The 13,901-nt window shown below is 51.4% G+C and carries 13 protein-coding genes; 8 read left to right on the top strand and 5 right to left on the bottom strand.

What is annotated here, in order from left to right; all coding sequences use genetic code 11:
- The first annotated feature begins 8 nt into the window (after nucleotides 1-8).
- From ROSEINA2194_RS02825 to ROSEINA2194_RS02815, 3 genes are read left to right on the top strand one after another with little or no spacing between them, the layout of a single operon-like run.
- Nucleotides 9-1,793 (top strand): ABC transporter ATP-binding protein, encoded by a 1,785-nt coding sequence (locus ROSEINA2194_RS02825; protein ID WP_007883150.1) that lies wholly within the window; start codon nucleotides 9-11, stop codon nucleotides 1,791-1,793.
- On the top strand, nucleotides 1,794-3,542 hold the full coding sequence (locus tag ROSEINA2194_RS02820; protein ID WP_007883149.1) for an ABC transporter ATP-binding protein: 1,749 nt from the start codon (nucleotides 1,794-1,796) through the stop codon (nucleotides 3,540-3,542).
- 11 nt (nucleotides 3,543-3,553) lie between these two features.
- Nucleotides 3,554-3,922 carry a metal-dependent transcriptional regulator gene (locus tag ROSEINA2194_RS02815; RefSeq protein WP_007883147.1) on the top strand — a complete coding sequence of 123 codons (369 nt, stop codon included), beginning with the start codon at nucleotides 3,554-3,556 and terminating at the stop codon, nucleotides 3,920-3,922.
- Nucleotides 3,923-4,039: 117 nt separating this feature from the next.
- On the opposite strand, the gene ROSEINA2194_RS02810 is transcribed toward ROSEINA2194_RS02815, so the two are convergent.
- Nucleotides 4,040-4,357 carry a helix-turn-helix domain-containing protein gene (locus ROSEINA2194_RS02810; RefSeq protein WP_007883145.1) on the bottom strand — a complete coding sequence of 106 codons (318 nt, stop codon included), beginning with the start codon at nucleotides 4,355-4,357 and terminating at the stop codon, nucleotides 4,040-4,042.
- A gap of 453 nt (nucleotides 4,358-4,810) precedes the next feature.
- Between ROSEINA2194_RS02810 and ROSEINA2194_RS02800 the strand changes: the two genes are divergently transcribed.
- The 5 genes from ROSEINA2194_RS02800 to ROSEINA2194_RS02780 all read left to right on the top strand — a co-directional run bounded on the left by ROSEINA2194_RS02800 (nucleotide 4,811) and on the right by ROSEINA2194_RS02780 (nucleotide 11,019).
- On the top strand, nucleotides 4,811-5,284 hold the full coding sequence (locus ROSEINA2194_RS02800) for a sigma-70 family RNA polymerase sigma factor (RefSeq protein ID WP_021633226.1): 474 nt from the start codon (nucleotides 4,811-4,813) through the stop codon (nucleotides 5,282-5,284).
- A gap of 581 nt (nucleotides 5,285-5,865) precedes the next feature.
- Nucleotides 5,866-6,090, top strand: coding sequence for a DUF6870 family protein (locus tag ROSEINA2194_RS02795; protein ID WP_233105305.1), 225 nt, complete (start codon nucleotides 5,866-5,868; stop codon nucleotides 6,088-6,090).
- A 122-nt stretch (nucleotides 6,091-6,212) separates the two neighbouring features.
- Nucleotides 6,213-7,847, top strand: a complete 1,635-nt coding sequence (locus tag ROSEINA2194_RS02790; RefSeq protein WP_044927032.1) for a recombinase family protein — start codon at nucleotides 6,213-6,215, stop codon at nucleotides 7,845-7,847.
- A gap of 2 nt (nucleotides 7,848-7,849) precedes the next feature.
- Nucleotides 7,850-9,508 (top strand): recombinase family protein, encoded by a 1,659-nt coding sequence (locus ROSEINA2194_RS02785; protein WP_007883135.1) that lies wholly within the window; start codon nucleotides 7,850-7,852, stop codon nucleotides 9,506-9,508.
- Entirely contained in the window at nucleotides 9,493-11,019 is a 1,527-nt protein-coding gene (locus ROSEINA2194_RS02780; RefSeq protein ID WP_044927031.1) for a recombinase family protein, read from the top strand. Before ROSEINA2194_RS02785 ends, ROSEINA2194_RS02780 begins: the two co-directional genes overlap by 16 nt.
- 8 nt (nucleotides 11,020-11,027) lie before the next feature.
- Here ROSEINA2194_RS02780 and ROSEINA2194_RS02775 read toward each other — a convergent pair whose 3' ends face one another.
- The 4 genes from ROSEINA2194_RS02775 to ROSEINA2194_RS02755 all read right to left on the bottom strand — a co-directional run bounded on the left by ROSEINA2194_RS02775 (nucleotide 11,028) and on the right by ROSEINA2194_RS02755 (nucleotide 13,547).
- Nucleotides 11,028-12,221: an Arm DNA-binding domain-containing protein gene (locus ROSEINA2194_RS02775; protein ID WP_007883129.1), complete on the bottom strand. Its 1,194-nt coding sequence runs from the start codon at nucleotides 12,219-12,221 to the stop codon at nucleotides 11,028-11,030.
- Between the two features lie 3 nt (nucleotides 12,222-12,224).
- Entirely contained in the window at nucleotides 12,225-12,461 is a 237-nt protein-coding gene (locus tag ROSEINA2194_RS02770) for a MerR family transcriptional regulator (protein ID WP_005928655.1), read from the bottom strand.
- 415 nt (nucleotides 12,462-12,876) lie between these two features.
- Nucleotides 12,877-13,128 (bottom strand): helix-turn-helix domain-containing protein, encoded by a 252-nt coding sequence (locus ROSEINA2194_RS02760; protein ID WP_005928652.1) that lies wholly within the window; start codon nucleotides 13,126-13,128, stop codon nucleotides 12,877-12,879.
- Nucleotides 13,125-13,547, bottom strand: coding sequence for an RNA polymerase sigma factor (locus tag ROSEINA2194_RS02755; protein WP_005928648.1), 423 nt, complete (start codon nucleotides 13,545-13,547; stop codon nucleotides 13,125-13,127). The genes ROSEINA2194_RS02760 and ROSEINA2194_RS02755 overlap by 4 nt, the downstream gene beginning before the upstream one ends.
- Nucleotides 13,548-13,901: the final 354 nt, after the last annotated feature.

Below are 13,901 nucleotides of genomic sequence, written 5' to 3'. Positions count from 1 at the left end.
GAGGGCTTATGTTCAAAAAAATCTTTGAGTACGCAGGGCCATATAAGAAAAATATGTATGTGGCCACGGTTGTCGTACTGGTCAGCGTTCTTATGGGCGTCCTGCCTTTTGTGCTGGCTTATCAGGTGATCGCGCCGCTGGTCATGGGTGAATCTATTGAAGCATCCTTTATCATTTTGCGCGTGGTTCTTGTCTTGGTGTGTCTGGTGCTGCAAGCCCTTTTCTATGGCTGGGGGCTGAATCTTTCTCACAAAGCCGCTTACGACACGCTGCTCCGTCTGCGGACGGCACTTCAAAAACGGTTTGAAAAGCTGCCCCTTGGTGTCATTCAGGATAAAGGCACCGGCACAGTCAAAAAGCTGTTCGTGGATGATGTAGACAGTCTGGAAGTTTTGCTGGCTCACTCCATGCCGGAGGGAATTGCAAACCTGATGATCCCTATTGCGGTTTATGTGGCAATGTTCTTTGTGGATTGGAAACTGGCGCTTCTGTCGCTGGCATCCATTCCGATCAGTCTGATTGCCATGATGACGATGTATTCCGTTGGCATGAAGAAAATGGGGCCTTACTACATGGCCGGACAAAAGATGAACAATACCATTATTGAGTACATTAACGGTATGGAAGTTGTCAAGGTATTCAATAAGGACGCAGATTCCTACGAGCGGTTCCGCAAAGATGTATCAGATTATCGGGACTATACTCTGGCGTGGTACAAGGCGGCGTGGCCGTGGATGGCAATTTACAGCAGTCTGCTTCCATGCACCATTATTCTGACTTTGCCTGTTGGCGCATGGTTCGTTCTCTCTGGCTGGTCTACTCTGCCTAATTTGATCTTGGTACTGTGTCTTTCTTTAAGTATTGGTATGCCGCTGCTGAAATCTCTCGGTTTCCTGCCTACCATGCCCCAGCTTAACTATAAAATTTCTGCATTGGAGCAGGTGTTGGATGCGCCGGAGCTCCAGCAGACAGAAGGTGCGTTCCACGGGAAAGATGACACCATTACTTATGACCATGTTTCTTTCGCTTATCAGACCACACAGCCCGGCCCGGATGGAAAGCCTGTTGTAATTGAGGATGAAGTTCTCCATGACATTTCCTTTACGGCAAAAGCTGGACAGAAAACAGCCCTTGTTGGTGAATCTGGCTCCGGCAAGAGTACATTAGCGAAACTGCTGATTCACTATTATGACTCACAGAAAGGCAGTATTTCCATCGGTGGGCAGAAACTATGCGATATGAGTCTTGAAGCACTCAACAGCCGTATCTCCTATGTGGCACAGGATCAATACCTGTTCAATACCTCTCTGCTCGAAAACATTCGGCTTGGTCGGCTGAACGCAACGGATGAAGAAGTGGTGGAGGCCGCAAAGAAAGCTCAGTGTATGGAGTTCCTTGAGAAACTTCCGCAGGGTATTCATTCGATGGCTGGTGATGCAGGAAAAATGCTCTCCGGCGGTCAGCGCCAGCGTATTTCTCTGGCAAGGGCAATCTTAAAGGATGCTCCTATTGTGGTGCTTGACGAGGCAACTGCCTATGCCGATCCTGAAAACGAAGAAAAGATGGAGACCGCTATTGCAGAGCTTGTAAAAGGTAAGACCCTTGTGGTTATTGCACACAAATTACCAGCCATTATGAACGCAGATCAGATTTGTGTTATGGATCACGGAAAACTGGTTGCAACGGGCAGACATCAAGAGCTGATCCAGTCCTGCCCTGAATATCAAAAGTTGTGGAAAGCGGCACAAGACAGCGCCGAGTGGAAAGTACACACTGCAAAGGAGGGGAAATAAATGTTTGCTTTGTTTTCAAGAATATTGAAACTTTCCGGCCGTTATAAGAGCCGTATTCAGGGCGCATTTGTTTGTGCGTTTCTGGAATCCATTCTGTCCAAAATGCCGATTTTTCTGGCATTTGTGGTTTTGAGTGGATTTGCAAACAAGACCATTACCGGGCAGACTTGCCTTTATGTGGGACTTGGCCTTGCCGCTATTGTGCTGGTTCAGATGCTCGTCCATTATCTTAGTGACAGCCTGCAAAGTGCAGCGGGATATTTGATGTTTGCTGACAAGCGTATCGAATTGGGCGGCCATCTGCGGAAACTTCCGATGGGATATTTCACTTCCGGCAATATTGGCAAGATCAGTTCTGTCCTCAGTACCGACATGGTGTTCATTGAAGAAGTCGCTATGAGTACGCTGGGAAACATGATGAGCTATCTGCTGTCCTCGCTGGTTTTGCTGGCGTTCATGTTTTATCTGAATTGGCAGCTTGGCTTGATCGCTGCGATAGTTACTATTTTGGCATGGCTGGTATCTAAGGGAATGAACAAAGTTTCCCTACGAGAAGCAGCAGGCCGTCAGGAGCAGAGTGAACGGCTGACCGATGCGGTGCTGTCTTTTGTGGAGGGCATTGGTGTTATTAAGAGCTATAACCTGCTTGGAGAAAAATCCGAAGAACTGTCCGGCAATTTCAAGCGTTCCAGAAATACATCGCTTGACTTTGAACGAAAAATGACCCCGTGGACAATGGGGCTGAATATCCTTTACGGTATTGGTATTGCAGCAATTTTTGGCCTGTCTATTGTGTTGGAACAGAGCGGTGCGCTTTCTTTGGCTTATGTGTTGGGTGTTCTGCTATTTGTATTTGATCTTTTTGGCCCGTTGAAGGCTCTCTATGGAGAAGCATCCAGACTAACCGTTATGAACGCTGCCCTTGATCGTATTGAAGCGGTATTGGATGAACCGGAACTTTCCGACAACGGCAAGCAGCATATTCCGGCTCAGGCACAGCCGGGACAGCCGGAAGTCCTGTTCAACGATGTTACATTTGCTTATCAGGATAAAGAGGTTCTGCATCATATCAGTTTTGCCATGAAGAAAAATTCTATGACAGCGCTGGTTGGACCGTCCGGTAGCGGTAAGTCCACCATTGCAAACTTGCTGGCGCGACTTTGGGATGTAAAATCCGGCAATGTGACGATAAGGGGCGTGGATATTCGCAATGTACCTCTGTCGGAATTGATGGATCAGATCAGCATGGTATTCCAGCGCGTGTATCTGTTTCAGGACACCATTTACAACAATATCATCATGGGAAAGCCGGATGCCACGGAAGAAGAAGTCTATGAGGCTGCCAGAAAAGCCCGCTGCTATGATTTCATTATGGCTTTGCCCGACGGATTCCAAACGGTGGTTGGTGAGGGCGGTGCAACACTTTCCGGCGGCGAAAAACAGCGTATTTCGATTGCCCGCTGTATTCTGAAAGACGCGCCTATTGTCATTTTGGATGAAGCTACCGCAAGTGTAGATACGGACAATGAAAGCTATATTCAGGAGGCTATTTCCGAATTGGTGAAGGGAAAGACCCTGCTTGTAATCGCTCACCGCCTAAATACCATCTGTCAGGCTGATCAGATTTTGGTGATTGCCGATGGACGGATCAGTGAACAAGGAACCCATGACGAGCTTATAGCAAAAGCCGGGATTTATCAGGATTTTGTAAATATCCGTAAAAAGTCCTCCAGCTGGAGCCTTGCATAAAGGAGACAATAGTGAAGATTCATGCGTCCGGAGAGGATTATCTGGAGGCTGTGCTGGTTCTTCAAAAGAATCACGGTGCTGTCCGCTCTATTGATGTTGCACGGCGTGTTGGAGTTTCAAAAGCCAGCGTAAGCTATGCGGTGTCGGCTTTGCGTGAAGGGGGCTTTTTAACGGTAGATAGTGATTACGTTTTGCATTTGACCGAAGCAGGCCGGAATGTTGCCGAAAAAATTTATGAGCGGCATCAGTTCTTTACAGAGCAATTTATCGCAGCTGGCGTTGACCCTGAAATTGCAGAGCGAGATGCTTGCCGGATTGAACACGCCATCAGTCAGGACACCTTTGAAAAGATCCGGGATGCACACAAACAGGAAAAATAGGATACTAATGCCCGTCGTTCCAACTGTGCGGACAAGAGCAGCCAGTGGGGAAAATATAAGCCCACTGGCTGCTCCACATGAAAGACAATCATCGGCCCTTTTGTTTTCCCCTGTACATCACTTCAGCTTATCTGCGCTCATGCACAGGTCTATGTACCGTTGCGACTCTTCTTCACTCTTTCCTGCAAAGTAATCAAGAACGCACTTGGCAACGGTCTGCGGCGCTCTATCGTGGAACACGATTCCATCCAGACTGATGTCCATTTCTTCTGAGATCAGCGCAACCGTTTCAAATTTCGGATTGCTCTTGCACTTTTCAATCTCAATGACAGTTCGGGTACACATATTAAGCCGTTCCGCTAATTCGCGCTGCGTGATCTTTTTCTGCTCCCGCTTTTCGCGAAGCTTTTGGGCGAACAGGTCAAGGAAGTTCATTGTAAATCACCTCTACTACATTGTAGAGTGAGCCTCAATTCACTTAAATACACATGAAGCTCACATTGAATGAGCCGCAAATCACATTCAGCGAGTTGGAGGTAATTTTATGATGTCACGGATGAACAGGAGATACTGCTAAGGCCGCTCGCGGTCATGTAAAAAAGCATAAGCACCGATTAGCCGTCCACTTCAAAAAGCACGCGGCTATCCCCCAGACGAGCTGCACTCACGAAAGCGAGTTGCAGCTCTCTTTTTATGCGGTTTGGTTCATCCGTGATTTAGCCCCTCCCGGTACAGTATTCGTTACTCATGTTTTCACTCGCACGCAAGGCGCTCGTTCAGGTCATCATGCCTGTTCGAGCGCCTTTTTACGTTTTCCTGTCGGCTGTCGTTCTCCGCCAGTGTTGGTCTGGTTCACCACCCACCCAACACCGAAACGGAGGACATATTATGTTTAACAGAAAGAGCAGCTATGCGCTGAACAAGAAAGACCCCAACGCTATCGTTTACATGGATGCCAACGAAGCCATCATCCGCCTGACCCGCGAGGACTTTGCCAGCGAGGAAGAATTTCTGAAATGGAAGTCCCTGTCGGATGCAGACTATCATGCTTCCGAGAAAGAGGATCATGTCTACGCTAATCATACCCTTGCACTGGACGAGCTTTCCGAGGAAGCAGCATCTATTCCCGCTGCGGATGTCTGCATGGAGCAGGCGCATGACCGGGTGGCGGAAATCCGCCGTAGCACCCAAAAGGTTACGCAAATCAGGAAGCACCTGACGGACACTCAGTTCCGCAGGATGTGGATGTATTTCGTGGATGGAATGACGATTGACGAGATTGGAAAAGTCGAAGGCGTGTCGCATCAGGCTATTTCTCTCAACATTACAGCAGCAATCAGAAAAATCAAAAAATATTTCTGAGGTTTTTCAAAAACACCTTGCAAAAGTGGCCCAAAATCGGCGATAGGTGAAGGGACATTCTCCACGAAGCCTTTCGTTGAACGTTGAAAACTGAATAGACCATGATGCAGGCACAAAACCCGCGTGATAGCGGCATAAGGTGCGCCGCCACGACGATGGCTTCAAGGAGGCGATTCCGGAAAAGCCATCCGAGCGATCTACGCAGCCTTAGACCCGATTCGGCAAATCGGGCGCGATGACAGCGCGGCGGATAATGAAACTTGCTCACGCCCTCCCACAGACTTGAGGGGGAACCCTGCGGTATGCGCCAGCCCTTTGAGGCAGCGGTATCGTGGAGTTATGACAGCCCTGCCAAGGGCGGCCTGCATCATGCCCACTATCCGGGGCGCGTGGCAAATAGGATAGATTTTCTCAAATGGACAAGCAGAGCGGCTGCGCCGGTATTCGCCATTATGTTATGTGGCTCCAATTCTGCCCGCGCAGCCGCCTCTCAAAGTCAGATACCATGCGCTGACGGGCTTTCCCATCAGCGCATTCATGTGACCTTGAGGAAACCCACCAAACCGAGAAAGGAGATCGCCATGATGCAGCCAACGCCAAACGAATCCCGAATCCACACGGATGAGCTGGTGGACATCCGGGAAGTATCTGTTGACAAAAATCTTCCCAAGGAAGAACGCATTGCCGCCTTTATCCGCCAGATCAAAAATCCCTACCGCTTCCGCTGCGGCGATTTCGTGGTAAACGCCTGCTTTGCCGGGAACGGTGTTACGTTGGAGGAATGTCTGCAAGGCATTTTGCGCTGAGCGACATCCTCGCTTTTTTCCGCAGAGAGTGCTATGATCGGTGTGGAAAAGGATGAAAACCTAATAGCCAGATAACCACTCTTTTCATGCGGGAGCAGTCCGGGAGAAAGGAGTGCTTTTTCATGCCTAAATACAAAGCAACCGCTTATATCCGCCTGTCCTACACCGACGATCATTCCAGCGAAAGCGACAGCGTTTCCAATCAGCGCAAGCTCATTGAAAACTTTGTAGAGCGCAACCCGGATATTGAGGTCGTTTCCGAAAAGATCGACGATGGATACAGCGGCATCATCTTTGACCGCCCTGCGTTCAAGGAAATGATGCAGGATGTCACCGATGGCAATATCAACTGCGTCATCGTAAAAGACCTCTCCCGCTTAGGGCGCGAGTACATCGAAACTGGCCGGTATCTGCGCCGGGTATTCCCGGCCTACGGGGTGCGCTTCATCGCTATCACCGACAGCATCGACACCGCCCACGACAGCAGCGATGATCTGACCGTATCGGTCAAGAACATTATGAACGAAGCCTACTGCCGGGACATTTCCATCAAGACCCGCACCTCTCTGGACGTGAAGCGGCGCAACGGCGATTTCGTCGGTGCGTTCCCGGTGTACGGCTACATGAAAGCCGAGGACAACAAGAATTTGCTCGTCCCTGACCCCTACGCCGCCCGCGTTGTCTGCGACATCTTCCGTATGCGGCTGGAGGGCGCAAGCGCCTCCAAGATTGCATCAGAGCTGAACCGGCTGGGTATCCTCTCCCCGCTGGCTTACAAGAAGAACAACGGTCTGCCCTACGCGAAAAAGGGCTATGCGGACAAGGCTGACTGCAAGTGGTCGGCCACCACCATCATCCGCATCTTGCAGGACGAAACCTACACCGGAACGCTGGTGCAGGGCAAACAGGGTACGCCGCATTACAAGATCAAGCAGATGGAGCAGCGCCCCGCCTCCGAGTGGGTGCGTGTCCCGGATGCCCACGAAGCATTGATCGCCCGTCAGGATTTTGATCTGGTGCAGCGCATCAAGGGGCTGGATACCCGCACTTCTCCCAACGAGGACACGGTGTACCTGTTCTCCGGTATTCTGATCTGCGGGTGCTGCGGAAGCCGCATGACCCGCAAGACCAACCGTGCGAACGGCAAGGAGTACCACTACTATTATTGTCCTACCGGCAAGAAAAAGGGCTGCGCCCATCCGGTCATGCTGAAAGAAAGCAGCCTGATCGACTGTGTGCGGGACAGCCTGAAAGCCTATATCGGCAATATTGCTTCTCTGGAGGCGCTGCTGACCGGCATTGACCAGTCCAGCATCAATCAGGCGCTTGCCAAGGAATACAGCGACCACATTACCGACAACGAGCGCCGGTTGGAGCAGGTGCTGGAGTTCAAGGCACGGCTTTATGAGAGCCTTGTGGGAGGTATGCTTACCAAGGAAGAATACGCTTCCTATAAGGCAAAGTACACCAAGCAGGCCGAGGACATCCGCGAGAGCATCCGCGTTCTCAAGGAAAAACTCACGGAGGTTTTGGAAAACCGGAGTGAGCGCAACCGCTGGATTTCGCAGTTTACGCAGTTCTCCACGCTGGAAACCTTAGACCGCAGGGCGCTCATTCACATGGTACAGAGCATCCGCGTCCGTGGCAAAAAGGAGCTGGATATTACCTTTACCCATGAGGACGAATACAAAAAGGCGTTGCAGCTTTTGGCGCTGGCAGCGCAGCAGAAAGATTACGAACAGAGAAAGGTGGGCTGAGCATGGCGAGAAAAAGCAGGAAAGAAACGGCTGCGGTAGCCGTGCAGGAGGCCGACGCCGCTTGCCGCGCCGCGATCTACGTCCGCCTTTCTGTGGAGGATACCCACACGCACAGCGTATCCATTGAAACCCAGCAGATGATTATTGCCCGCTATCTGGAGCAGTACCCGGAGATCAGCGTATACGATACCTATATCGACAACGGCGCGACCGGGACAAACTTCCACCGTCCGGGCTTTCAGCAGATGCTCTCGGATATTGAGGCCGGTCACGTCAACTGCGTCATTGTGAAAGACCTCTCCCGTTTGGGCCGAAACACCATTGACACCGGCTATTACATCGAGCAGTATTTCCGCATCCGCAACATCCGCTTTATTGCGGTCAATGAAAACTTCGACACCGCCGCCCCGGAGGACGCTCATTCCGGTATCATCATTCCGCTGCGGAACATGATAAACGAAGCCTACGCTTTGGACATCGGGCGCAAGATCAGGGCGCAGCAGCGGCAGGCCATGAAGGACGGCAAGTTCATCGGTGCGCGTACTCCCTACGGCTACCTGAAAGCGGAGGACGATTGCCACCAGCTTATCATCGACCCCGTTGCCGCCGTTGTGGTACAGCGGATGTTCCGGTGGGCTTCTGAGGGCGCTGGCCTGAATACCATTGCCGTGCGGCTGAATGAAGCAGGCATTCTTACCCCCAGCCACTACAAGAAGATGCAGGGCAAGATCACCCACGAAAATTTGCTCGGCAGCGGCAAGTGGCAGACCCGAACGGTCGGCGTCATTCTCCGCTCCGAGGTCTACACCGGAGATCTCGTTCAGGGGCAGACCAAAACCGTGGATCACCGGCAGGTCAAGGCCGATGCCGAGGAATGGACGGTGGTACGGGACACCCACGAGGCCATCATCAGCCGGGAACAGTTCGCGGCGGTGCAGGAAATTCTCAATCAGACCGCCAGCCGCGCCAAGGCGCGGGAGGTCAAAGCCTTCACGCCGAATCTTCTCAAAGGCAAGGTATTCTGCGCCCATTGCGGCGGCAGCCTGCACCGGCAGAGAAACATTCGCAAGAAGTCCGACGATGTGTACTTCTACCATTGTCTGAGCCAGAGCCGAATCAGAAAGGATGCCTGCCCCGGCGTGACCATCCGCGAGGATGCGTTGCTGGATATGCTGGCAGATATGCTTCAGGACGCGCTTGATACGGCGCTGGGGCAATACACCCTCTCTCTTGCGGAGCTGCCCCGGCAGGCCGCTGACCGCGCTGAGCTGCGGGAGAAGATCACCAGCCGCAAGCAGGAAATCCAGCGGCTTCGCGGTATCGTGCGGAGCTTATATGAAAACCTCGTCCAAGGTGTTCTTACCAAGGATGAATACTTCGACTACAAGGAAAAGTACGAAAGCCGCATTGCCGACCTCGCCGTGGAAATGGAGCAGTTGGAGGACGGCCTGCGAACGATGGATACGCAGCTTGAGCAGCACCGGGCGTTGGAACAGGACGCCGCACAAATCAAGACCGACCGTGCGCTGACCGGCGCACTTATCGAGCGGCTGATCGACCGCATCGAGGTATCCCACGACAAGCAGATCACGGTGCGCTATCGCTTCCAGAGCGAGTTTGAAACCTACGCGGAGGTGCTGGAACAATGCAGAAATATGTAATTGCCCTCTACATCCGCCTCTCCATTGAGGATTACAAGTACGACAGTCTGAGCATTGAAAATCAGAGCCTTGTTCTCCACGAGTACGCGGCTTCCATGCCCGAAGCTCTGAACGCGGAGATCATGGAGTTCATCGACAACGGGTACAGCGGCACAAATTTTGAGCGTCCGCAGGTACAGAAGCTCATTGAGCTGGTGCGGGCCAATCAAATCGACTGCATCATTGTCAAGGATTTTTCCCGTTTCGGGCGAAACAGCATTGAAACCGGCTACTTTATCGAGCGCGTGTTCCCGCTGTTCCATACCCGCTTCATTTCCATCAGCGACGATTTTGACAGCAGCAAATTCAAGGGTGACACCGGCGGCATGGACGTAGCATTCAAGTATCTCATCAGCGAATATTACAGTCGCGATATGTCCATCAAGACCAAGAGCGCCAAGTACGCCAAGATGCAGCGCGGCGAGTATCAGAGCAAAATCTGTCCCTACGGCTATCGCAAAAGCGCCGATGGCAGAATGGAGCCTGACCCGGAGGCCGCTGCCGTTGTGCAGCTCATCTTCCAGCTTGCCGCCGAGGGCATCAACGCCACCGCCATCACACGGGAGCTGTTCCGCAGAAGCATCCCTACCCCCGGTCAGTACAAAGCGGCGCACGGCAATCATACCCACGATATTTCCCGCTGCCACGGGATTTGGAGTGCATCCACCATTCTCCGCATTTTGGAGGACGAACGCTACACCGGCGTGTATGTGATCGGCAAGCGGGCGGTTCTCGAAGTAGGCGGCACCAGAAGCCGCCTGAAGGACAGAGAATCGTGGTACATCATCCCCGACCATCACCCGGCCATCATAGAGAAAGCCGTGTTTGATACCGTGCAGGCCAGCCAGCTCCGCTTTTCCCAGCCAAACAAGAAAAAGCGGGACTACCCGCTGAAAGGCAAAGCCTTCTGTGGCTGCTGCGGTCATGCGCTGTCCCGCACCATGCAGAAAACCTCATATTATCACTGCCGCCATTCCGAGGCGGACGTAGAAAGCCGCTGCCACAAGATGCGCCTGAACGCCGCGGAGCTGGAACAGGCGGTATTCCTGACGCTGAAAAAGCAGATGGAAGCCACCGCGCCGCTTGCCCCTGACGGTACGCTCCGGGTAGATGCTTCCGTACCGGAACGCGCCGAATATGAGCAGCAGATTGAGACGCTGCAAGACGGCAAGCGCACGTTGTATGAACGCTATCTCATGGGCGAGATCGACCTGAATACCTACAAGGCAGAAAAGGCCGCGTGTGACGAGCTGCTGCTGAAAACGAAAAACGCCTATGCCGCAGTATTGGCACAGGCGAAACAGAAGCAGGACGAACAGGCACGGCAAGACAGCCGCAAGGAAGCGTCCAAGGTGATTTTCGATGCGGACACGCTGACCACCGAGCTGGCCGAGCTGCTGATCGACAGGGTGCTGGTGTACCCCGATAAGCGCATTGAGATCGCATATAAAATCCAAGACATTTTCGATTGAGGTGGCAGTCATGAAAATCGCTTTCTATTGCAGAGTGGACGGACAGGGCTTTGGCTTTGTCCTCCCCGATGAAGCTGACAAGCTCCGCGAGTTTTTCGCCGAGCATCAGGATAAGCCTGCGCTTGAAAATCCATCAAGCGCAAGCTAAAAATTTTTGTCGTGTGCTTGACATACGGGTGGCGTAAATCGTGAAAGCGAATATGCGGCATATCCAAATCTTCAAGCAGTTTTCCAAACTGTGAAGATACCCACGACGCGGAGATAGGGGAACCGTCCGGCTTTGCTACAACAAGGTCATTGTCATAATAAGGTTTCCCGTCTTTTTCTGCCTGTTCGCGCTGTGCTTCCTGCATGGCAAACTGTTTTAGGAAGAACGGGCGGGCAAGCTCTGTAATCGGCAGCGTGCGCCCGTTGGACTTCGGCGGTGCCATTTCCTCGATAACCTTTGTTTTTGGCGGCACCTTAAAGGGAAGCTGCTCGGAAACATCAAAAGTGTTGTTTTCCAAGTCAACATTGCGCCAACGCAAGCCCAAGATTTCAGAACGCCGCATACCATAAAGCCCGCCTAAAATGACGGGCATTTCCCACACTGTACCCTCGACGCGCTGCATAAGGGCTTTTACCTGTTCCGGCGTGTAAGGGTCGGGGGTCTTGTCGCTCTTTCCAAACTTCGTCAGCGTGTCCTTTGCCGCGTTGGTTTCGATATAGCGGTATTTGCGGGCATGGCTCAACGCCACGCTTAAAACACGTTTTGCCCCGGCAGCGGTGGACGGTTTCAATCCTTTGTCGATAATCTGCTGAAACATCTTGTCTACCATAGCGGGGGTAAGCTGATTGAGAGCAACGCCGCCGATATAGGGATTGATATAGTTTGCAATCGTCTTTTTGTACCCGTCATAGGTAGAGGGGCGCAAGTTCACTCTTGCGTAGCTTTCCACCCAATCGTTAAGGTAGCTTGCGACGGTCTGTTTCCGCTGTGAAGTGATTGACGCAATTTGCCCCGGATTTTGGAGCTTCGTTTTCATTTCCGCTTCGTGCTGCGTCGCTTCCTTTTTGGTGGCAAAGCCCTTTTTCGCATAGGACTTCTTTTTCCCGTCCGGGGCGGTGTATTTTATATTCACGTCGTAGACTGTACCCGGTCGCCCGGTCAGTACGCCGTTACTGTCGCGTTTGTTCTTAACTTGTCTTGATGATACCGCCATAGCTTAACCTCCCTGTCGTGCCGGGGGCTTCGCTGTTTTCTTTGCTCTGTGATACCAGTCCCAGATAGCAGCGTCAGCTATCAATCGGCGGTTTCCATTCTGTATATATTCAAGCTCGCCGCTATCCATAAGCTCGCGCAGTTTATTTTCCCCGATACCGCTAACTTTGCTCATTTGCTCAACGGTCTTTAACATAGGGAATACAGGGATAGCGGGGCTTGCAGTTTCCTTTTTTGCCATAGGAAAATACCCCCTTTCATAAATGGCTAAAAAGTCAGATTTACAAAAAGTGGGCTTTAATCAGACGGCTTCGGCAAGCTCCACGGGAATTGCACCCCTGCATGGTTCTCATGCAGCCCTACCCATTACCTGCGACGCTTCTAACGCTCGGATTATGGCGGTAGGGGAGTATCATTATACCGATATATGGATTGTGGCGGCAGACGTGCCAAGGTCTGCTATGGAACGCTGATAGTTCTCGCTCGGTGTTTCTCCCGCCTTTCGGTCATCGCGTATCAGCCCAACGGCTCCCCATATATCGAATGTATCTGATTTGCCCTATGCTGCGTCGCCGTTATCTTGCGCCGCTTTCTTTGTCAAGGTGCTGCGATAGTCTGAATATGTGGAACGGAAAGGGGAACGTCCACATACTATGTCAGTCTATCTTATAGTCCAGAACAGCCCGCATGAGCTTCGCTTGCAGCCGGTCGCGCATATCCTCGTCTATGCCGTAATAAACATTGCCGTATTCATCACGCACTTTACGGGTAGACAGGTAGGCTATGTAGCTTGCGTAGTGCTGCACAACGATTTTCATTGCTTCGGGGTCGCCCTTTGTTGCGGCTAAAATAACCGGGTAAGGCAATAAGCCGCGTTCGTCGGGATTGTTGCTAATCGGTTCATTCATCGGCTTTCCTCCAAAAATCTTTTTAACAGCTCAAAAGAGCTTGTCCGTCGAAATTGTACTGTGCTGCGCGGTATCTTCATCAGCTCCGCGATTTCTGCGTCTTTCATATCAAAGAAGTAATACAACAGTACAGCTTGACGCTTTTCTTCCGGCAAAGAGTGAAGCGCGTCGGCAAGCTGTTTCGCCGTAATTTCTTTCCCAGCGACAAAGAAAGATTTTTCAGCTTCATCATTTACAAAATACTTGTCGCAAGTGTAAAGCTGATTTTCTTCCTGTGGCGACAGGTCTGAAAAAGTGACTTCATGCTTTTTCCGATACTTTCTTTCTCGGATAGCGTCGATAGCTTCATTCCTCAATACCGCTTTGCAAAAGCCGTTGAATGTGCAGCGTTTCTGCCATTCAATGCGATTAGGTTCCATATTCTCACCCCCTTTCGTACCCGGTGGGGGCAGGTTTATTTCTCCCCTTTCGCAAACCCTCGACGGACGCGCGAAAGATTTTGCCAACTGGGGAGCAAACTTTTTCAAAAAATTTTTGAAAAAGCAAAATGCGCCTGTCCGAAAAGCCCGGACAGGCGCATAAGTATAGTAAAAAGTATTCAGATGATTTGACAGTTCATATTCAAGGGTAGAAATGTCCCCGGCGGTGGTCGGGCTTTTTTTGATAAGTCAAAGAATGTAAGAATTTGTCGATACAGTTTATAGCTCATGGCGGTTCCCTCCTAAAGCCGCCATGTCTTTTACATGGTTTAGGGTCGTCGTAGGTTTCTGATA

It is taken from the genome of Roseburia inulinivorans DSM 16841 (assembly GCF_000174195.1).
Taxonomy (GTDB): domain Bacteria; phylum Bacillota; class Clostridia; order Lachnospirales; family Lachnospiraceae; genus Roseburia; species Roseburia inulinivorans.
The sequence above is the reverse complement of the archived record's forward strand: the minus strand, read 5'-3'. Positions and strand labels throughout refer to the sequence as shown.